Raw genomic sequence first — 20,555 nt, forward strand, 5'->3', positions numbered from 1 at the left:
GACCCACAGCTAATGAGCGACAGCGGCGGCCCTCTCTCCCCCGACCGACCGGACGTGGACCGCGATTTCCGTGTAGACGCGCCCTTCGACCCAGCGGGCGACCAGCCCGAGGCTATCGAACAGCTGGCCGCGGGCTACCAGCAGGGGATGGACAAACAGACGCTCCTCGGTGTCACCGGCTCCGGGAAGACAAACACCGTCTCCTGGGTCATCGAGGAGATTCAGCAACCGACGCTGGTCATCGCACACAACAAAACGCTCGCGGCGCAACTCTACGAGGAGTTTCGCGAACTGTTTCCGGACAACGCCGTCGAGTACTTCGTCTCCTACTACGACTACTACCAGCCCGAAGCCTACGTCGAACAGACCGACACCTACATCGACAAGGACGCCTCCATCAACGACGAAATCGACCGCTTGCGCCACTCTGCGACCCGGTCGCTGCTGACCCGTGACGACGTCATCGTCGTCGCCTCAGTCTCTGCTATTTACGGGCTGGGTGACCCCCGAAACTACATCGACATGTCCCTGCGCATCGAGCAGGGTCAGACGATAGACCGGGACGAACTACTGGGTCGGCTTGTCGACCTGAACTACGAGCGCAACGACGTGGACTTCACCCAGGGGACCTTCCGCGTGCGCGGGGACACGGTCGAAATCTACCCGATGTACGGCCGCTACGCGCTCCGGGTGGAATTTTGGGGTGACGAAATCGACCGCATCCGGAAACTCGATCCCCTCGACGGCGACGTAAAGAGTGAGGAACCCGCGGCGCTGGTCCACCCCGCAGAGCACTACTCGATTCCCGAACAGCGCCTCGAACGCGCGATGGGCGAGATTCGCGACCTGCTCGACGACCGCATTCGCTACTTCGAACGACAGGGCGATATGGTCGCCGCCCAGCGCATCGAGGAGCGCACGACCTTCGACCTGGAGATGATGGAGGAGACCGGGTACTGCTCGGGCATCGAGAACTACTCGCTTCACCTCTCGGACCGCGAATCCGGCGAGGCGCCCTACACGCTGCTCGATTACTTCCCCGACGACTTCCTCACCGTTGTCGACGAGTCCCACCAGACGATTCCACAGATTCGCGGGCAGTTCGCCGGCGACAAATCTCGAAAAGAGAGCCTCGTCGAGAACGGCTTCCGGCTGCCGACGGCGTTTGACAACCGGCCGCTGACCTTCGAGGAGTTCGAGGAAAAAACGGACCAGACGCTGTACGTCTCGGCGACACCCGGCGACTACGAGCGCGAGACCAGCGAGCAGGTCGTCGAACAGATTGTGCGCCCGACCTATCTCGTCGACCCCGAAATCGAGGTGGCAGACGCTGAGAGTCAGGTCGAAAATCTCATCGAGCGCCTGCAGTCGCTCCCCGACGAGGAGCGTGCGCTCGTGACCACACTCACGAAACGGATGGCCGAAGACCTCACCGAGTATCTCGAAGAGGCCGGCCTCGACGTGGCCTACATGCACGACGAGACTGACACCCTCGAACGCCACGAACTCATCCGATCGCTGCGCCTCGGAGAAATCGATACCCTCGTCGGCATCAACCTGCTCCGTGAGGGACTAGACATCCCGGAGGTGTCGCTGGTGGCGATTCTCGATGCCGACCAGGAGGGGTTCCTGCGCTCGGAGACGACGCTCGTCCAGACGATGGGTCGGGCCGCTCGCAACGTTAACGGGACGGTCGTCCTCTACGCCGACGAACCCAGTTCGGCGATGCAGGCGGCAATCGAGGAGACCCAGCGCCGCCGCCGCATTCAGCGCGAGTACAACGAGGAACACGGCCACGAGCCCACGACAATCGAGAAGGCAGTCGGCGAGACGAACCTGCCGGGGAGCAAGACCGACACCGGCGGTGCATCGGAGTTTGCCCCCGACGATGAAGAGGACGCGGCACGGGTCATCGAGGAACTTGAGACGCGGATGCAGGAGGCCGCGGACAATCTGGAGTTCGAACTCGCTGCCGACATCCGTGACCGGATTCGGGAAGTTCGCGAGGAGTACGACCTGCAGACCACCGCCGACGACGACGGCGTTCCCGCACCGGGCCCCGACGAGTTCTAACCGGGGCTGGGAGACCTGCGGTACCGCCTGTCAAACCCTGTAACTCTTTTCGCGTGCGTCCGAACGAATCGGTATGGATTCACGAGCGGGCACCGCGGCGATGCTAGACGCTGGTGGCGCGACCATTTCCGACGAGACGGTAACCGTCGACGGCAACCGAATCCACTACCTAACAGGCGGAACTAGTGGGCCACCGCTCGTCTTGCTCCACGGTGGCATCATCGACGCCGCGCATATCTCCTGGGGCGAACTGCTCGGGCCGCTGGCCGAACAGACGCGCGTCTACGCGCTGGACCTGCCGGGCTACGGGACGAGTGAGATGCCCGACGGTCCGCTCACGATGGAATCACAAGTCGACGCGGTCAGGTCTTTTCTCGACACGGTCGACATCGAGGACCCAGTGGTCGCCGGTACCTCGATGGGTGGTGGAATCGCAATCGGTCTGGCACTTGCTCATCCTGACTGTCTCTCTCAGGTCGTCGCCCTGGAACCGTTCGCACTCGGCAGTCAACTCCCAAACGGCTTGCTGACCTGGCTTCTGGCGAAGGTTCAGGTGACAAATCACCTCTCGGTTGCGTTGATGCGCCGGAGCCGCGGCTTCGTCGAACAGTCACTCGACGGCCTCACCGCAGACAGCAGCACGCTCTCCGAAGCGACGGTCGACCGAGTTATCGCGGAGGTCAAGCGCCCTGGTGCCGGCGCGGCGTTTCGGAAGTTCCGCGCCGCCGAAGTCACGTGGCACGGCTACCGGACTGACTACTCCGACCGAGTCTCGGAATTGTCCGTTCCAGTCCAGTACGTCCACGGCGCCGAAGACGACCTGCTGCCACCACGCTGGTCCGAGCGTGCGGCCGAACGCACACCAGCGGATGACCTCCACATCTTGGACGAGTGTGGTCACCTCGCTCCACTCGAACGACCTGGCGAGGTGGCTGCCATCATCCGCGACACTCTCTGACTTCTGGAGAAACCTTCCGTCACTGGCTCTTCCGACTATTCTTCGGGCTTTCGCCGTCGGTGGTGGTGTGGCTGTCTCTGCCGTATTTGATATAGCGGAATAACATTTATGCCGGATTTTTCGGCCGATATTGCTCTTCTGATGGCGGGCGTGCAGAATAGTTAGCACGGCTCTGCTGGCTGATCAGCGATTCTGGAGGATCGATAGGAACTCTCTCGGAGATGAGGCAGGGACAGTGAGATGTGTCAACCACTACCCTGCCACACCAAGATACGATCACAGAGGTCTTGAAATCACTGGAAACCGAGACAACAGTACTATTCGAACATCTTGATCTCCAGTTTCTCTATGAATTCCCCGTGTTCGCCCCCGATCCGCGGGGGCGAACGCGGGAGTTCCATCCACCTGAACTGTTCCGAGGATTGCTTCACTGCTTCTACAACAGAATCTACGAACCAGAAGCGATGGCTCAAGAACTCGCCAACGATGATGTCTGGCGTGTCTGCGAGTTCGAGCGACCGCCGTCACGGCGGACGATTGGCCGGTTTATCGACGATCTCTCTGGTGTCGTTGAGGAAGTCTTCTCACGAATTCTTCAGCAGGTGCTTGTCCGGGTTGAACTGGGTTCTTGCTTTCGGATTGACGGCACCGATGTCCGGGCGCCTCGCCCGGACGAGGATGCCTCGTGGAACTACGACAGTACAGCTGAGGAGACTTACTACGGCTACGGTTGCTGTCTGGTGACGACCGACAACAACATCCCGATTGCCGCAGAGTTCACAGATGAGAAATCTGTGGACAAGGCGACGGCGAGGCGCATCACACAGGATGCGCTCGCCGTCAAAAAGCCAGTCACGTTCGTTGGTGACGCAGAGTTCGACATGTTGGACTGGCACGACGACCTGATTGAAGCAGGCGTCGTGCCAGTGGTTCCGTACAATCCACGGAACACAAATGATCCACCAGATATCGAGTACCGCATCCAGAAACGAATCAAGGAACATAGCGACACTGTCCGCGTCTGGGAAAAGCAGCTTGACGACACCTACGATAACCGGTCACAGGTCGAAACAGCAATCGGCGTGTGCAAGGATCTCGGCCTCGGGACTCCGCAAGTCCGAGGCCGAGAACGGGCAAAAACTCACGTCTTCGTCGCTCTCTGTCTTCGTTTGGCTGTCGTCATCGCTAACCATGAACGAGGAGGTGACATCGCAAGTCCGATCGTTGAGCTATGAGAACTCTTCTGCACGCCCGCCCTTCTGATGGCATCTTGGTACGGTCTCGTGGAGCCACGGGCCGGGCCGCTTACTGCGTGGTCTGCTGACTGCTGGCGGTGGCGGCTCTCCCGTTGCGCTGGTGCTGTGTGTTAACACGTTCTGCCTTCCAACATCCCAGGTCCTCGGCGGCGAGTTGCTTACCCGGTCCAGTGTGTCGGTGACCCTGGCGAAGTTTCCCCAACCTTCGACGACGGCCTTCGAAAAACAACGTTTAGTGCTAACGCGATACATGGTGACGTTGCTGTAGATTTAGCCGGGTCTCTCTGGTCTGCCGTCGCGACCGGGGAGCGGGTACGACTATTCTCACGAAAGCGGGCTGGGGCGAAGAACCCTCAGCTAGCGCTCCACTCTGGCGAGCAGTGCAACTCGGCGAAAGGGGTCGACTACAACGCTCCTGCTTTTTCCGTTGGGCAGATTCGGCTCTTGTCACTCGGTATTCGCTGTGCCAAATAGCTGGAATAAATCATATATCGCTATATCGAATACCTGGCGAAATTCGGTTGGCGTCGGTGTGAGCTGGTGCGCTGTCGCGGAGAACGCGGACTCTGGCTGCTTATCGACGCTTCTGACGGCTTTCTTTGCGGAAGTGCAACCCCGAGTTCACAGCTGGCTGTCGAGAGTCGACGCAGTCGACGGGCCGACACCGTCGATGGATTCGAGCTCTTCGCGGGAGGCGGCCCGGACACCGTCGACGGAGCCAAATCGCCGGAGAAGCCGCTTGCGTGTTGCCGGCCCGACGCCGTCGATGCCGTCCAGCGGTGTCGACACCTCGTCGCGGACTGTCTCGTGGTACTGGACTGCAAAGCGGTGGGCCTCGTCGCGCACGCGCTGGAGGAGATGTAAGTGCGCAGCGTCGTCGGGCCAGTCGAACTGCCCATCGGCGGTGACGACTCGCTCGTCCTCTTTGGCCAGCGCAATCGCCGGCACGTCCCACCCCTCTGCGTCGAGTGCATCCTGTGCCGCCTGTCGCTGGCCCTCACCGCCGTCTATCAACAGCAGGTCGGGGTCCGGTCGGTCGTCTTCGCCGGCGAGTGCACGCCGTGCCCGCCAGCCGACGAGCGCGTGCATGCTCGCGTAATCGTCGTTCTGGTCGTCGAGTTTCTTTCGGCGGTAGTCGGCCTTCTCCGGGTCGCCGTCGAGGAACGTGACGTTGCTCCCTACCACGGCCTTGCCCTGGGCGTGGCTCACGTCGAACCCCTCGATGCGGCGGGCGCTGTCGATGCCGAGCGCGTCGGCCAGCGCTCGCGTGCCGTCGGGCTGGCGCTCGTCACGGCGGGCGTTCTTTATCGCGAGGTCCACGAGCGTCGCTTCGCGACCCGCACCCGGGACCCGGAGGTCGACGCCCGCACTCGCCAGCCAGTCGTCGACACCCTCGCCAGCGGGTCGTTCGGGACAGAGTACTGCGTCTGGCAACGCCCGTTCGGCGTAGTACTGCGTGATGAAGGCACCGAGTACCGTCGCCGGGTCGTCGGTGCCGTCCGGTGCGTCGAGTTCGTGGCGCTCTCGCTCGACGAGTTTCCCGCCGTCAGCGTGGAGTCGCGCGACCGTTGCGGTTTTTCCTTCGAGTGAGACACCGAGAACGTCGACGGCGTGCCCGCTGCTGTCGTGGTCGGTGACTGCCTCGCCGCCGCTGCCGTGAAACGACTCGACGACGCCGAGTCGGTCGCGGAGGTTCGCCGCCCGCTCGAAGTTCTTGGCCTGTGCGGCGTCGTCCATCTCCCGCCGGAGCGGGTCTGCCAGGATGCCGGTCTCGCCGCCGAAAAACCGCTCGACGGCAGTCACATCCTCGTCGTAGGACTCGCGGTCGATTTCGTTCGTACAGGGTGCCGTACAGAGGCCGATGTCGTAGTCGATACAGGGCCGGTCGCGGTTGGCGTACTTGTGGTCCGAACAGCCGCGCAGTCCGTAGGTCTCCCGGAGTGCCTTTACCACCGTCTCGACGGCCCCTTTGTCGGTGAACGGACCGAAGACCGTCGCGCCCTCGTCGGGGTCTCTGGTGATTTCGATACGCGGGAACGGGTGGGCGGTGAGTTCGACGAGTGGGTAGGACTTGTCGTCTTTCAGGCGGACGTTGTACCGCGGTCGGTGGCGCTTGATGAGGTTCGCCTCCAGCAAGAGTGCCTGCGTCTCGGTGTCGGTGACCGCAACGTCTACGTCGTCGGCGCGGGCGACCATCTGTCTGATACGCTCGCTCCTTGGGTCACTGTAGGACCGCACGCGGTCGCGCAGGTCGACTGCCTTCCCGACGTAGAGGACGCGCTCCTCTTTGCCCTCGTGGGAGAGAAACTGGTAGACGCCGGGCTCGCGGGGGAGGTCGTCAGCGACTGCTCGGACGGCGGCAGCGTCCATCGGCGGCGTCTCGGTGCTCTGTGAGTATGAGAGTCACGACTCGCCGAGGGGGTCCTGTGGCGGTTCGGCGGCGTCTTCGTCGGCCGGCCTGGGTGCGATGAGTTGCTCCAGGCGGTCGGCGTAGTCGCTCGCGTCCTCGCTGGGACGTGGAACGTGAATGTCGTCCCCGCCGGCCACCTCGATGACGAGCGTCCGGTCGCGGGTCAGCCAGTAGACGCCGAAGAAGACGGCCGACAGAAAGACTGCGAGCGCGCCGAACACACGCAGCAGGTAATCGAGCTGCGAGATGACGCCCAGGAACCGCTGGAGGGTCCCCATGATGCCGCCAAAGCCGAGTTCCTGCGAGGACTGTCCACCCAGGTCGACGCCGCCGACGATGCTCCCGAAGTCGACGACCAGTCCGACACCGACGAGGACGACACCGACCGCGAACGTCTTGATGGCGCGGCCGAGCAGGCCCTGCTCTGATTGGGCGCCCGTCGAGACGCCCGTGACATTCGGCCGGTCGACCTGCTGGAACACCGGGCCGTCGCCGTCGGGGTCGAACGCGAGAACGCGGTGACTGGTGACGACCACGCTGCCCGTGTCGAAATCGACCGACTCGACGACCGACTCCCCGCTGTAGAGCAGGTTGTCGACCCGATTTTGCCACCCCGACATACTCGCTCGTATGCCGCCATCCTATTTCAATGCCAGTGTGGCCCGCGCGCACTCCGATACGGTCTCGGTGGATACAACACGCCTGCTGTCGAAATGCGCGTATGGCCGAGGAACGCGTCTGGCTGGTCGACCGCACGTACAACGACAAGGGGATGATAGAACTGGTGTACGCGACGCCCGACGGCGAGCGATACCTGCACAAGCAACTCTCCGAACAGATGCTGATGACGAAAACCGTGACTGCCGGACTGGACGTCGACGAAGACCGCCTGGAACCCACCGACGACGAGAACGTCGAGCACTACGGCGCGGAGGCGACCCGGATGGCCGACGACCACGCGCTCGACGACGAAATCTAGACCTCGACTCCCTTCGCGTCGAGCAGGTCCAGAAACTCTGCTTCGGAGAGAATCGGCACCTCCACAGTCGCGGCGTCGTCCTGCTTGCTCTGGCCTGGATTGTCCCCGGCCACCAGATAGTCCGTGTTCCCCGAGACGCTACTCGTCGCCGACCCGCCGTGGCGCTCGACGAGTTCCTGTGCCTCACTGCGGGTGAACCGGTCGAGTGCGCCGGTGAACACGAACGTGAGTCCGTCGAGCTGGTCGCCACCGCCGGTCTCGGCTTCCTGCGGTGAAACGTATGCCAGCAGGTCGTCGATTGCCTCGCGGTTCTGTTCGCTCTCGAAGAAGCCGCGAATCTCCTCGGCGACCGTCGGCCCGATGTCGTCTACCTCGCGGAGTTCGTCTTCCGTGGCGTTCTCGACGGCTTCGAAAGTACCGAACGCCTGGGCGAGCGAGCGAGCGGTCGTCTCGCCGACTTCGGGAATGCCCAGGCCGGTCAGGAAGTCGTCGAGTGGCGGCGCCGTGGTCGCGTCGATTTCCGCGACGAGATTTGTTGCGCTCGTTTCGCCCCACCCCTCCAGGTCGGTGAGGTCCTCGACAGTCAGTTCGTAGAGGGCAGAAAGCGAGTCGACGAGGCCGGCATCGACGAGCTGTGCGACGCTTTTCTCGCCCAGTCCCTCGATGTCCAGTGCGTCGCGGCTGGCGTAGTGCTGGACGGCCTGTTCGAGTTGCGCGGGACAGGCGAGGCCGCCGGTACAGAACGCCAGCGGCCCCTCCCGTTCGACGGGACTCGAACAGACTGGGCAGGTGTCCGGGAACTCGAAGTGTGCCTCGCCGCGGTCCTCGACTACCTCTGCCACGTCCGGAATCACGTCACCGGCGCGTTTCACCCGCACCTCGTCGCCGACGGCCACGCCCAGCCGGGCGATTTCCTCGGGGTTGTGCAGACTGGCCCGCGAGACGGTGACGCCGCCGACGTCGACGGGGTCGAGCAACGCGACGGGGGTGAGACGCCCGGTTCGACCAACCTGGACGACGATGTCCCGCACTGTCGTTTGCTCGCTGCGCGCGGGGAACTTGTAGGCGAAGGCCCACCGCGGCGCCCGGGAGGTGGTCCCCAACTGCTCGCAGGCAGCCATTTCGTCGACTTTGATGACGACGCCGTCGATTTCGTAGTCGAGGTCGTCGCGGGCGTCGAGCAGCCGGTCGCGGTAGTCGATGGCCGCCTCGATGTCCTCGGCCAGTTCGACCTCGCTGCTGACGCGCAGTCCCCACTCGGGGAGCCGTTCGTTGCGTTCGGTGTGGGTCTCGAAGTCGACGCTGGCGTCGAGCACGGAGAAGAAAAACACCGAGAGCGGGCGCTCGGCGACGACCGATGGGTCGAGCTGTCGGAGGGTCCCGGCGGCGGCGTTGCGTGGATTGGCGAATGGTTCCTCGCCGCGCTCGACGCGGTCGCGGTTGAACTCGTTGAACGCGTCGCGGGGCATGTACACCTCCCCGCGGACGGCCAGCCTGTCGGGATACTCGCCGCGAAGCCGCTGTGGCACGGCGGGGATGGTCCGGACCTGTTCGGTGACGTCGTCGCCGCGCTGGCCGTCGCCCCGCGTCGCGGCGCGCTGGTAGGACCCGTCTTCGTAGACGACTTCGACCGAGAGGCCGTCGAATTTCGGTTCGCAGACGTAGGTAACGTCTGTGTCCAGTTCGTCGCGGACGCGCTCGTCGAACGCGCGCACGTCCGCGGCCTCGCCGCTCTGGTCGATAGACAGCATCGGTGCGACGTGGTCGACGGTGTCGAGTTCGTCGACGGGGTCGCCGCCGACGCGCTGGGTGGGGCTGTCGGCCCGCTCTAGGTCGAACTCGTCTTCGAGCGTTTCGAGGCGGGCAAAGAGCACGTCGTAGGTGCGGTCGCCGACGACCGGGTCGTTTGCGACGTAGTAGCGGTAGTCGTGATAGCGGATGGCCTCGCGCAACTGCTCGGACTGCTCGCGGGCCGCCTGCTCGTCTATCGCGTCGACGGGCGCGAAGTCGGTGTCGGGGGTCTCGATGTAGGGGTTGTCCTCGGGCGCCTGCGCGACCGGTGTCATGGAATGGGCTTGTGCCGGTCGTGTATAGAAGCCGTCGGTCACCCCGTGGCGTTGGCCCACGTCCGCGTGGGCGGCCCCTCGACGCCTCGGCATGCGCTGCCGAAATCGCCCGAGCTACTGCTGGCACAGGCGGCGTACCGTCCGTTCTCGTGGAAGCGGACGCTCAGACCGCTTTCGTCTGGCAAGAGACCGTCGTCTCCGCCGCCGCTGGTCTCGACGGTCAGACGGTACTGGATGCCGACATCGCAGGTGGTGTTTGCCGGCTCGGTACGGTGGCTCTCGACGTGGACGTCGAACGTACTGTACTCCGCGCCAGTCGGCGAGGTGCGTTCGGCCCACGCCGACAGTGAGGCGTTCCGGCTCCCGGTTTCGACAAAGGAGGTGGTGGTGTAGCTACCGTTGGGGCCGTTCTGGGTGCCGCTGTACTGTGCGACTGACTCCTTACAGCCGGCGTCCAGTCGTTCGAGCGACGCGACTTCGATGTCCGTGGGCCCGGTGTCGTCGCTGAAAAACGGGAGGCTGTTCACCGGGACCGCGGCGACGAGTCCGAGCGTCAGCACGGCGGCTATCAGTGCGATTGCTACGGTGCGGGACAGGTCGGGGACCATACGCGACCGTGTGGACTGCGAGGAAAATGAATCTCTCGATTGATTTACAGGTCAGCCACGTCTTCGATAGCGTCGGTGAGTTCCTTGATGCTCTCGACGTCGTGTTCGCCCATGTGGCCGATGCGGAACGATTCCTCGCTGAGGTCGCCGTAGCCACTGGAAAAGACCATGTCGTACTCCTCGGAGACTGTTTCGACAGTCTCGGCCACGTCGATGCCCTGCGTGTTCTCGACGCAGGTCACCGTCTGAGACTCGTAGCCCTCCTCGGGGAACAGGTCGAAGTGCTCGCGGGCCCACTCGCGGGCGTACTCGGCCATCTCCTGGTGGCGCTGGTCACGGGCGTCGTGGGTCTCCTCGAGCATGTGTTTCATCTGCTTGCGGTAGGCCAGCATGATGGGGATGGCGGGCGTCGAGTGGGTCTGGCCTTTCCGGTCGTAGTAGTCGAGCGTGCGCTGGAAGCCGCCGTACCAGGAGGCGGAGTCTTTCTCCAGTTCTCGCTCGTAGGCGTCGTCGCTGACCGCACAGACGGCCAGCCCCGGCGGCATGGCGAAGGCCTTCTGCGTGGAGGTGAAGATGGCGTCGATGTTGTGGCCCTCGATGTCGATGAAGTCGCCACCGAGACAGGAGATGGCGTCGACGACGAAGTAGGTGTCCGGGTAGTCGCCCAGCAGGTCGCCGATTTCCTCAACGGGATTGCGGACGCCGGTGGAGGTCTCGTTCATCACGACACCGACCGCGTCGTACCCCTCGTCGCTCGATTCGAGCGCATTGCGGATGTCCTCGGGCTTGACTGCGTCGCCCCAGTCGTACTCGATGCGGTCGACCGTCTTCCCGAGGCGCTCGGCGACATTGGCCTGGCGCTCGCTGAACGCGCCGGAGGTCGGCACGAGCATCCGGTCGTCGACGAGGTTGAGTGTCGTCGCCTCCCAGAACTCCGTGCCCGACGCCGTGAGCACGATGACGTCGTTGTCTGTGCCGAGGAATTCCTTGGTGTCCTCGACGATGGTCGTATAGAGGTCGGTCATCCGGTCCATCCGGTGGCCGAACATCGGCTCTGCCATCGCCTCGATGACGTCGTCGCGCACTTCTGTCGGACCGGGGAGATACAGCGTCTTCTCGGGGTAGTCGTCTTTGTATTCCTGTTTTTTGGTCACGGAAACCACCTAGTGTGGTGTACCGTCGTCGTGGGGTGGCATGGTAGTTTTGATACCGTCGTCGCGTACTGGGCGCTCTCGCCGTCCTCTCCCGAGTCGATTCCTGAACGACTAATGCGGTGGCCGTAGTAGCCGCCGTATGGAGATTACCGACGGTGTGTATGCGTTTCCACAGACAATCGAGCGCGACGGCGCCGAGCGCACGTTCTATCCTTCGGCCGTCGACACCCCGACGGGACTGTTGCTGGTCGACGTCGGCCTCCAGGGGCAGGTCGAGCAAATCGAGGCCAACCTGACCGAGGCCGGGTTCGACTGGGACGACGTCCGCGGTGTCATCATCACCCACCAGGACGGCGACCACGCCGGGGCGCTCTCGGCAGTCCTCGAGCGCACCGACGCCACTGTCTACACGCACGCGGGCTGTTCCCCCTACGTCGACGGGCGGAAACACCCGATAAAGTCGTCCGACGATGAGCGGTATCCGCCCGTCGGCGTGGACGTCGCGCTGGTCGGCGGTGTCGCCTTCCGGACGGAAGCCGGCCCGATGGACGTCGTGTTCACGCCCGGGCACACGCCGGGTCACATCTCCCTGCACCTGCCCGACGCGGGAGTGTTGCTTGCGGCCGACGCGACGGTCGCAGACGAGGACGGCCTCGCCGGGCCGGACGAGCGGTTCACGCTCGATATGGACGAGGCGCTCGAATCGCTGGCGAAACTCGCGACTCTCGAGTTCGACCGGACGCTCTGTCACCACGGTGGCCTCGTCGACGAGGGCACGTCGCGACTCGCCGCGCTCGTCGACGACGACCTGTAACCTGGGCGGTCCCAAACGGCTTTGCCACTTCCGCCCGGCGTCGTGAACATGTCGACATCTCACTCGGAGGTACAGCAGTTGCTGGCCACCGCGTCGGCGCCAGCGACGGAGTTCGGGAGACTCTCTCGTTCCAGCCAGCGTGAGGTGTTCTTCCAGTTGCCCGAAACCGTCCGGCAGCGAGTCGTCGACGACATGGACGACGACCAGCTCCGTGGGTTCGTCCGGCGACTCGACCCCGACGAGGGGACGGACGTGTTGGGATATGCAGACGAGGCGACCCGCGAGGCGGTCCTCGAACGACTCGGCGAGGACCGCCGGGAGCGAATCGAGTTCCTCCTCGAGTTTAGCCCCGAGAGCGCCGCGGGGATGATGCACCTCAATTATATCATCGTCAGCGCGAGCAGTTCCTTCGACGACGTCGCCCGCCGTGTCCGCCGGTACGAGGAACGAACGGGCCGGTTTCCGGTCGTGTTCGTCTCCGACAGTGAGGACCGCTTGCTCGGTGAACTCCCCGGCCATACGCTCGCGCTGACAAACGGCGGCGGGACCGACATCACCGAGTATCTCAAGGACGTCCCGTCGGTCAGATACGATCGGCCGGACTCGGAGGTGATGGAGGTGTTCCGGACGAACCCCGAGAGCAGGGTGGCGGTCCTCGACGAGGAGGACTCCATTATGGGCGTCATCTACGCCGACGACATCCTCCGGGCTATCGAGACGGAAGCCGGCGAGACGCTCTACGAGTTCACCGGCGTCGCCGAAGAGGAGAGCGTGCTGGACGGGCCGATGGTGAAAATCCGGAGCCGGTACAAGTGGCTCATCATCAACCTCGGGACGGCGTTTCTCGCGGCGGCTGTCGTCGGTCTCTTCGAGGACACCATCGCGGCGTTTACGCTACTCGCGGTGTACATGCCGGTCGTCGCCGGGATGGGCGGGAACGCCGGCACGCAGTCGATGGCGGTGACGGTCCGTGGTATCGCACTCGACCAGGTGTCGCTGTCGACGGGCGCGCGCGTCATCTTCAACGAAGTCGTCGCCGGGGCCGCCAACGGTGCCATCACGGGGGCGCTCGTCGCTGTCATCGCCAGCGTGTTCAATCAGAGCCCGTTGCTGGGCCTTGTCCTGGGTGTCTCGATGATTCTGAACCTCGTCATCGCGGGCTTTTTCGGCGCGCTCATCCCGCTTATCCTCGACCGACGGGGGTACGACCCGGCGACCTCCGCGACTATCTTCATCACGACCGCGACCGACGTGCTCGGCTTCTTCATCTTCCTCGGGCTGGCGGGACTGGTCTTGCTGTAACTGTCAGGCCCGAGGCGGCTGCCCGCTTCGCTTTGCTGGGTCGTCGATGCTGAGCAACACGGGCAACGCGAGAAGTGCGATACCGACCTCGGCTAGGCCGACGGCGACGAAGGCGACGCCAAATCCGTAGGTCGCGGCGATGGTCGCCCCGGCGACGATGCCGGTCAGAAAGCCGAGACTGCCAAAGACGTTGAACCCGCCCATCGCGACGCCGCGTTCGTCGTCGCGTGCGATGTCCGAGACCAGTGCCATCGTCGCTGGAGCCATCAACGCACCGAGGATGCCGACGGCGACCATCGTCACGCCGGTCAGTTCCACGGAGGGAGCCACGAAGACGGCGATGACCGCGATACCGTAGGCCAGGGACCCGACGGCGACCGGTCCGACGCGGCCGATGCGGTCCGAGAGTCGCCCGAACGGGTACTGCAGCAGTGCGAACGGGGTGAAAAAGAGCCCGAGCATGATGCCGGTCCCTGCCGCATCGAGTCCGAGTTCGGTCTGGAAGTAGACGGTGCCGACGAGCGCGAAAAAGCCGGCCGTCAGGCGGTCGATAAAGCCAAGCGCGTAGGGAAGGCCAAGAATCGGCTGGTCGCGGAGGCGACCGAGGGCGGCGACCGGGCCGGCGCGATTCCGGTCGGGGACGCGGTCGGTGACCGCGAACGCGAGGCCGCCGGCGAGGACCATCAGGCCTGCCGCGCCGGTCAGCGGGACGAGCGGTCCGATAGCGTACAGCTGTCCCCCGACCGGGGCGCCGAGTGCCGTTCCGAGGCCGATGGCGATGCCCGCCGCGCCCATGTTCCGGCCGTTGCCACCGCCGAGGTCCATCAGCGTGGTGATGGCAAGGGAGAACGCACCGATTGTCGCCGCGCCGCCCAGAAAGCGGACGAGGAGGACGGCGCTGTAGGGCAGGTCGATGGTCCGGGCCGCGACGACGAGAAAGAGGTAACTCGCCCCGCCAGCGACGGCGCCGAGGGAAATCAGCGGCGTCCGTCGGCCGAGCGAATCGCTGAGCGCGCCCCAGACGCCGGCAAAGAGAACGAACCCGAGAAATTCGGCGGTGAGAAACCACTTGCCGGCGTTGAGGATAGCCCCGGCGTCGCCGCCCCAGCCGGCGGGTGTGCCGCCGAGTGCGGCCACCAGCGCCGGGATGCCGGGGTACAACAGCACCTGTGCGAAAAGCACCGCGAAGACGACCCCAGCAAGCAACGGTCTGTCCGACTCGGTCACGCCTGCCGGTACGTGCCCGACGGTACTAACAGTGCCGTCGAACGACTGCGGTGTCCGCTGTGCTGGCTCGCCACTTCGTCCCGACGGCCGGCCGGTGGCTCCCCGTCCGGCCAGCGAAGAAGTTTTTGTCCGGACCGCCGAGGTGGTGGGTATGGACCACGAGACGGCTGGTGACGTCAGTGCGCAAATCGTCGACGCGATTGGCGAGGCCGTCATCGCCGACCGCGACTTTCTGGAGACAATCCTCACGGGCGTGCTCGCGCGCGGGCACGTTCTACTTGAAGACGTGCCCGGCACGGGCAAGACGCTGACCGCCCGGTCGCTGGCCAGCGCACTCGACTTGCAGTTCCAGCGCATCCAGTTCACCCCCGACCTGCTGCCCTCCGACATCACCGGGTCGAACATCTACAACGAGGCCGACGGCGTCTTCGAGTTCTCCCGTGGCCCCATCTTCGCCAACATCGTCCTCGCGGACGAAATCAATCGTGCACCGCCGAAGACCCAGGCCGCACTGCTGGAGGCGATGGGCGAAAAACAGGTCACCGTCGACGGGACGACCTACGAACTCCCGACGCCGTTTTTCGTCCTCGCAACCCAGAACCCCGTCGAACAGGAGGGGACCTTCGGCCTCCCCGAAGCCCAGCGCGACCGATTTATCATCAAGACTGCGATGGGTTATCCGGACCGCGCGGGCGAGCGAGAACTGCTCGACCGGCGGGCGGGTCGCGTCGAACAGGCACCGAGCATCCAGCCGATTATCGACGGCGAGCAGGTGCCCGAACTCCAGCGCGCCGCCGAGGACGTCTCCGTCGACGAGCAACTCCGCGAGTACATCGTCGACCTGGGCCGGGCGACCCGCGAGGACCACCGCGTCGACGTGGGCGTCTCCCCCCGTGGGATTCAGCGCCTCTTCGAGGCGTCTCGCGCCGTCGCTATCCTTCAGGGACGGGATTTCGTCGTCCCCGACGACATCAAGTGGGTCGTCGAACCGGTCTTCTCGCACCGGCTCGTGCTCACCGCAGACGCCGGCGTCCGCGGTGTCGAGCAGTCCGAAATCGTCGCGGACGTGCTCGATAGCGTCGCGGTGCCCGGCGCAGACGGCGGGAGCGAGCGGGCCGACAACCCAGACCAGTTTCGGTGATTGTTCGGGGCTGGCTTCCCGGAACCACGCACTCGAAACTGGCAGACTGCGACCTGGTCGCGGTGGCTGAAAAGAACCGCTATCGCGACTCTGGTGTCTGTGGCAGTGTCGTCATTTCTTCGGTGATTACTCTCGCCGCACGTGACACGTTGACATAAAGGCCAGAGTGGTATCGGTGGTAGATGCCCCTACGGTAGGGGTCTCCGAGGCGCTCACGGAACCCACAACCACAAAACATATACCAGCGCCGACCGGTCATTCCAAACGCACCCCTGCCCATGGAGCGTCAGAGTCGAGTATTCCACACGATGGCCGTGTCGCAATACGATGTTTCGTCGCGTGGTCGAAAGCAGGACGTTCCGCAAGATAACACACATAGCAAACTATGACAAGCAAAAATGAGAAACTCCGCGGCCTGTTCCTGGCTGCGATTATGGTAACCAGCGTCTTCGTTGGTTCCATCGCGCTTACTGGGACAGTTGCCGCAGCCAATCAACCAACAGTCGACTCGGCTGTTGAGTATAATGCTCGACTCTGCACGTTTATAAACTGCCCTCAGAATGGAGAAAGAGGTGGTCGATGTCTTCCATCAGTCCATCGAGATCGCGGTCTGGTTGATCGCGCACCCACGAAAACATGTTGTAGATCGTCTCCTTGAGACCGTGTTCGAGTTGTGATCGGAGCGACGAGGCTTTCGAGACAAGTCGCTCCGAGGCGCTCGGTTCCGGACCAAGCCGAAGAAGGCTGTAGGCCAGCATCTGAAGGTGCCAGTGACGACTGGCACCGTCAGAATCACGAACCTCGCAGTCTCCTAAGCCAAGATCCTCTTTCGAGTCCTCGAAGAATGTCTCTACTCGCCATCTGTACGAATAACTCCGAATAATGTGTGCCGAAGGCGCGTCAATCTTGTTTGTTGCGAGGTACTTGACCGGATTCTCGTCGTCCTCATCGGTAACCTTCTCTGTGATTACCAGCCGAACCTCACCTAATTTCGAGATAGGGACTGTCTTAGTCCAGATTTTGTACGTTTCACCGTCAACTTCTCGCTCTTCCTTGTCGATGCACTCTTCGAGCGCATCGACGCGTCTCTCTTTGTTCGCGTAGGTAACCTGTCGGTTGCCCCGTAGTGGTCCAATCCAGTCCTTGCCGTGTGATTCGACGTGTTCGATCAGACCGGAGTCATGAGCAAACCATGCATCGAAGAGGTAGGTGTCCGCAGGCACACCTACCTCTTCTTCTAATTCCGTGATTATCTCTCGTGCGAGGTCGTATTTTGTCTCCTGTTCGTCTTCCTCGTCCTCGTCGTCGGCCTTCTCGTACTGGCGAAAAGCAAGTGGATAGGACGTTTTCTCATCGGTATAGAACGCGTAGACGAGGTTCTGTCCCCAAACAGGCTCACCCTCAGAGTGATCGTAGAACTCTCCAGCACCGGGAAGAGACTTCCCGGTTCGCTGGATAACTGAATCGTCAATAACGATGTAGCCGTCTTGTGACCAGCGTGTCTCTCCGTGTTTTTGCAGTTCCTCTAACCGCTCGTGATTGAGCTGATCCTCATCCCAATCGTATTCAGTGATGAACTTGTTGAGTGCTCGGTCACTTCCGGCGGGAAGGACCTCTCGTGCAATTCCGGTTACAGTCTTGCTGCGGCCCGCAGCAAGACCTGTCACGTACGTTTTGGCGTGAGTCGTTTGATGATATGATAGCGAGTCGAATTCATCCAGCACGTCGGTGCACGAGAGGAAATCCGTAATCGGCAGCATCAGGTTTCAATGCTGCCTACACCACGCCCCTACTTAAACGTGCAGAGCCGAGTATAATGGCAACATCGAAATTGCATTTGATCGCAAAGTTGACGAAGTAGCCGGAAACAACGACGGTGTTGATGCGAAAAACATCACCGTCTACGTTGGCGATTCTAAGTACGATAGTATCAGTGCCGGTAACACTGGAGGATCTGAATCTCGACTTACCATCGACAAAGCCGCGATTGGTGGCGAAGACATTGATCCAACAACTGAAGTGAAAGTCAACCTTCCTGAACTCGAAGAGAGCGGGAGTGGCGCTGATGACACCCGTGCTTCAGGTAACGTCACGGTTGACGTTACCTCTCGCGTCATCACCGAAGGCACTGGCGAGAACACCCGCCGCACCTACCAGGGTGAAGTTGTCGCTTTGCAGACCAACAGTAACAATGGAAATATCGTCATCGAAGAAGTTGATGGCAGCACCCAACTTGATGGTAGCGCACCAACCAATGGCCGCCTGCTAGCCTACGACACCGCTAACCTGGATGTCGGAGGTAACTACAGTGTTGAATTTGACGGTAGCACCGAGTACTTCCAGGTCAACGACCTGAACCTGCAGGCTTCCGTGGAGTCGACTGAGATCTCGGAAGGTGACGACATCGTCGTCGATGTCTCTGCCATCCGTGGCGGTCAGGATGTGACCGTTGAACTTGACGGTCCCGACTCCTCTGGTGTCACCTCTGAGAAGACAAAGGCTCTGGGCGGGAACGGTGAAGCGACGTTCACCTTCTCCACGACCAAATCTGATGATAACGATGACGTTGGTGACTACGACATCACTGCGACGGACAACCCGTCTGGTGTCTCTGCAACGACTGACACCGTTACGGTTGTCGAAGCTGCTGAAACAGATGCTGCGTTCGAAGAAGTTGAAACCGAACAGCGCGGCGATGTCGCTAACATCACGGTCAGTCTGACCGAGTCCGATTACGCGACTCTTACGCTCGGCACTGACTCCAATGCGTTCGAGACGAACGTCACGGTCTACGACGAGAACGAGGACGGCGAAGTTACCCTGCAGTGGAACTCGTTCCTCGCTGACAACCGGTCGGCGAACAACCCAGTTGAGCTGGACGATCCCTACGATAACACTGTTAATCAAGACGACATCCAGTGGACCGCAGTCGGCGACGACAAAGTCACTGGAACGAACGTCTCCACCCAGGTTGGTGCTGGCCCACAGCACGTCATCGCAACCGGTACGTACACGATGAACGTCAAGGCTGGACAGAGCACCGTTGCGCAGGCCGACGACCGGAGTACGATGACGCTTACGCAGCGTGACTCCTCGTCGCTCCAGCTCTGGACCGCACCGCAGAGTGCCAGCTCTGAGATCTCCGAGCTGTCGGACATCAACGATGCCATCGACGCTGGTACCCTGACGCAGACCGAAGAAATCGCAAATGGCGACGTGCTCGTCGCCCAGATTAGCGCGGAAGGTCTCGAAGGTGCCTTCGAGAACCAGTCCCGCGTCTCTGGCGGTGCCTCTGAAGCATGGTTCAACCTGACCGCCAACGAGACGGTCACCCTGAAACACGACGAGCAGGTTGGTGCCGGTTCCAACGTGCAGCCGTCGGACATCACTATTGACAGCAGCACCGCTGGTGCTGTCAACGTCATCGCTAACGCGGACGCGGACACGTACTACATCATCCACGATACCTCGAACATAAACGGTATCGAGGCTGACACGACCTACGACACCGTGTTCAACTTCACCTCGATTGGCAACAACACGGCCAACTACGGCCTGATTGCCCCGAACGCTGACGACGAGTTCGAGGACGAAATCACCGAGACGTCCTTTGATGTTGTCGAAGGTAGCGCAACCATCGACACGCAGAACGACCTGATTCGCGTCGGTCAGGCTGCCGGACAGCAGATTACCGGAACCTCGACCTACGCCCCAGGTACGGAACTCAACCTCGTGATTCAGTCCGACGCCGACTCTAGCAGCCAGTTCGTCATCGACCCCGAATCCTTCGAGGTCGCTGAGGACGGCACCTGGTCGGTCACGGCTGACTTCAGCGAATACAACGTCGGCTCGACGTTCACTGCCGACCTGACGAAAGGTGGGTCGGACGAAGACACTGGAGTCGAGGGTGAGATTCGCGGCTCACCTGAAGTCCTGACCCTCGAATTCAGCGACCAGGAACGTCGCGGTGAAGTTGTCGCAGTTGACGCGGTCGAACTCAACTACGGCGGCTTCGTTGCCATCCACGAAGGTAGCGCAAGCGGCGATGTCATCGGCGTGAGCAGCTACATCGGTGAGAACCAGGCAACCCAGAACGTGCGCATCACGCTCGACGAGCCGCTCGACTCCGACACGACGCTCGTCGCGATGCCACACCTGGACACGAACAACAACGAAGAATTCGACTACGATGGTGGCTCCGTTGACGCTCCGTACACCGCGGACGGTGAAGCGGTGACCGCCAACGCCGAGTACACCATCGAAGGCGACGACGGCGAGACGACGCCAACGACGCCGACCACGCCTGACGAGACCGCAACGCCTGACGAGGGCACCGCAACGCCTGACGAGGGCACTGCAACGCCTTCCGACGGTGGCGACGGTGACTCCGACGGTGAGTCCGGTCCTGGCTTCGGCATCATGGTGTCCGTGCTTGCCCTGCTGGGAGCAGCGCTCCTGGCAGCCCGCCGGAACAACTAACTAACCGAACTTCCGTTCGGTCCCTACTTTCTTCATTTTTCACCGGCCACGAGCGCCTGCTGTGTCCACGAGTCACCACGAGCACTTG

General features: G+C 62.6%; 16 protein-coding genes. 9 read left to right on the forward strand and 7 right to left on the reverse strand.

Annotated elements, in window-relative coordinates; all coding sequences use genetic code 11:
• Positions 1–12: 12 nt before the first annotated feature.
• From uvrB to QYL91_RS06410, 3 genes are all read left to right on the forward strand, one after another.
• Complete coding sequence (gene uvrB / locus QYL91_RS06400; protein WP_302082548.1) at positions 13–2,073, forward strand: excinuclease ABC subunit UvrB; 2,061 nt, start codon at positions 13–15, stop codon at positions 2,071–2,073.
• A 73-nt stretch (positions 2,074–2,146) separates the two neighbouring features.
• A complete protein-coding gene (locus QYL91_RS06405) occupies positions 2,147–3,031 on the forward strand; it encodes an alpha/beta fold hydrolase (protein ID WP_302082549.1) in 885 nt (294 codons plus the stop codon).
• Between the two features lie 242 nt (positions 3,032–3,273).
• Entirely contained in the window at positions 3,274–4,266 is a 993-nt protein-coding gene (locus QYL91_RS06410; protein WP_302080520.1) for a transposase, read from the forward strand.
• Positions 4,267–4,908: 642 nt separating this feature from the next.
• On the opposite strand, the gene QYL91_RS06415 is transcribed toward QYL91_RS06410, so the two are convergent.
• A complete protein-coding gene (locus QYL91_RS06415) occupies positions 4,909–6,657 on the reverse strand; it encodes an excinuclease ABC subunit C (protein ID WP_302082550.1) in 1,749 nt (582 codons plus the stop codon).
• Between the two features lie 33 nt (positions 6,658–6,690).
• Positions 6,691–7,317, reverse strand: a complete 627-nt coding sequence (locus QYL91_RS06420) for a hypothetical protein (RefSeq protein WP_302082551.1) — start codon at positions 7,315–7,317, stop codon at positions 6,691–6,693.
• A gap of 101 nt (positions 7,318–7,418) precedes the next feature.
• Between QYL91_RS06420 and QYL91_RS06425 the strand changes: the two genes are divergently transcribed.
• Positions 7,419–7,676: a DUF7967 family protein gene (locus QYL91_RS06425; RefSeq protein ID WP_302082552.1), complete on the forward strand. Its 258-nt coding sequence runs from the start codon at positions 7,419–7,421 to the stop codon at positions 7,674–7,676.
• Here the strand turns inward: QYL91_RS06425 and ligA are convergent.
• From ligA to QYL91_RS06440, 3 genes are read right to left on the reverse strand one after another with little or no spacing between them, the layout of a single operon-like run.
• Positions 7,673–9,742: an NAD-dependent DNA ligase LigA gene (gene ligA, locus QYL91_RS06430; protein ID WP_302082553.1), complete on the reverse strand. Its 2,070-nt coding sequence runs from the start codon at positions 9,740–9,742 to the stop codon at positions 7,673–7,675. The genes QYL91_RS06425 and ligA overlap by 4 nt on opposite strands.
• A 38-nt stretch (positions 9,743–9,780) precedes the next feature.
• Complete coding sequence (locus tag QYL91_RS06435) at positions 9,781–10,350, reverse strand: hypothetical protein (protein ID WP_302082554.1); 570 nt, start codon at positions 10,348–10,350, stop codon at positions 9,781–9,783.
• Between the two features lie 44 nt (positions 10,351–10,394).
• The gene (locus QYL91_RS06440; RefSeq protein WP_302082555.1) at positions 10,395–11,504 is read right to left on the reverse strand and encodes a pyridoxal-phosphate-dependent aminotransferase family protein; all 1,110 of its coding nucleotides are present in this window, start codon (positions 11,502–11,504) and stop codon (positions 10,395–10,397) included.
• 139 nt (positions 11,505–11,643) lie between these two features.
• Here QYL91_RS06440 and QYL91_RS06445 point away from each other — a divergent pair, with 139 nt between their 5' ends.
• Positions 11,644–12,318, forward strand: coding sequence for an MBL fold metallo-hydrolase (locus QYL91_RS06445; RefSeq protein ID WP_302082556.1), 675 nt, complete (start codon positions 11,644–11,646; stop codon positions 12,316–12,318).
• A 48-nt stretch (positions 12,319–12,366) separates the two neighbouring features.
• Entirely contained in the window at positions 12,367–13,620 is a 1,254-nt protein-coding gene (locus QYL91_RS06450) for a magnesium transporter (protein WP_302082557.1), read from the forward strand.
• 3 nt (positions 13,621–13,623) lie between these two features.
• Here QYL91_RS06450 and QYL91_RS06455 read toward each other — a convergent pair whose 3' ends face one another.
• Entirely contained in the window at positions 13,624–14,847 is a 1,224-nt protein-coding gene (locus QYL91_RS06455) for an MFS transporter (RefSeq protein WP_302082558.1), read from the reverse strand.
• A gap of 151 nt (positions 14,848–14,998) precedes the next feature.
• Here QYL91_RS06455 and QYL91_RS06460 point away from each other — a divergent pair, with 151 nt between their 5' ends.
• Positions 14,999–15,988 (forward strand): AAA family ATPase, encoded by a 990-nt coding sequence (locus tag QYL91_RS06460; protein ID WP_302082559.1) that lies wholly within the window; start codon positions 14,999–15,001, stop codon positions 15,986–15,988.
• A gap of 385 nt (positions 15,989–16,373) precedes the next feature.
• A complete protein-coding gene (locus QYL91_RS06465) occupies positions 16,374–16,646 on the forward strand; it encodes a surface glycoprotein (protein WP_302082560.1) in 273 nt (90 codons plus the stop codon).
• Here QYL91_RS06465 and QYL91_RS06470 read toward each other — a convergent pair.
• Entirely contained in the window at positions 16,531–17,748 is a 1,218-nt protein-coding gene (locus tag QYL91_RS06470) for an IS701-like element ISHwa4 family transposase (RefSeq protein ID WP_302080167.1), read from the reverse strand. The genes QYL91_RS06465 and QYL91_RS06470 overlap by 116 nt on opposite strands.
• Positions 17,749–18,007: 259 nt before the next feature.
• Between QYL91_RS06470 and QYL91_RS06475 the strand changes: the two genes are divergently transcribed.
• A complete protein-coding gene (locus QYL91_RS06475; protein WP_302082561.1) occupies positions 18,008–20,467 on the forward strand; it encodes a DUF7282 domain-containing protein in 2,460 nt (819 codons plus the stop codon).
• Positions 20,468–20,555: the final 88 nt, after the last annotated feature.

Source organism: Salinibaculum rarum, from assembly GCF_030505615.1.
GTDB lineage: Archaea > Halobacteriota > Halobacteria > Halobacteriales > Haloarculaceae > Salinibaculum > Salinibaculum rarum.

Excerpts from the sequence above, each read along its gene's own strand:
- uvrB (WP_302082548.1), top strand. The coding sequence starts at position 13 with ATGAGCGACAGCGGCGGCCCTCTCTCCCCCGACCGACCGGACGTGGAC.
- QYL91_RS06405 (WP_302082549.1), top strand. The coding sequence starts at position 2,147 with ATGGATTCACGAGCGGGCACCGCGGCGATGCTAGACGCTGGTGGCGCG.
- QYL91_RS06415 (WP_302082550.1), bottom strand. The coding sequence starts at position 6,657 with ATGGACGCTGCCGCCGTCCGAGCAGTCGCTGACGACCTCCCCCGCGAG.
- QYL91_RS06420 (WP_302082551.1), bottom strand. The coding sequence starts at position 7,317 with ATGTCGGGGTGGCAAAATCGGGTCGACAACCTGCTCTACAGCGGGGAG.
- QYL91_RS06425 (WP_302082552.1), top strand. The coding sequence starts at position 7,419 with ATGGCCGAGGAACGCGTCTGGCTGGTCGACCGCACGTACAACGACAAG.
- ligA (WP_302082553.1), bottom strand. The coding sequence starts at position 9,742 with ATGACACCGGTCGCGCAGGCGCCCGAGGACAACCCCTACATCGAGACC.
- QYL91_RS06435 (WP_302082554.1), bottom strand. The coding sequence starts at position 10,350 with ATGGTCCCCGACCTGTCCCGCACCGTAGCAATCGCACTGATAGCCGCC.
- QYL91_RS06445 (WP_302082556.1), top strand. The coding sequence starts at position 11,644 with ATGGAGATTACCGACGGTGTGTATGCGTTTCCACAGACAATCGAGCGC.
- QYL91_RS06450 (WP_302082557.1), top strand. The coding sequence starts at position 12,367 with ATGTCGACATCTCACTCGGAGGTACAGCAGTTGCTGGCCACCGCGTCG.
- QYL91_RS06460 (WP_302082559.1), top strand. The coding sequence starts at position 14,999 with ATGGACCACGAGACGGCTGGTGACGTCAGTGCGCAAATCGTCGACGCG.
- QYL91_RS06465 (WP_302082560.1), top strand. The coding sequence starts at position 16,374 with ATGACAAGCAAAAATGAGAAACTCCGCGGCCTGTTCCTGGCTGCGATT.
- QYL91_RS06470 (WP_302080167.1), bottom strand. The coding sequence starts at position 17,748 with ATGCTGCCGATTACGGATTTCCTCTCGTGCACCGACGTGCTGGATGAA.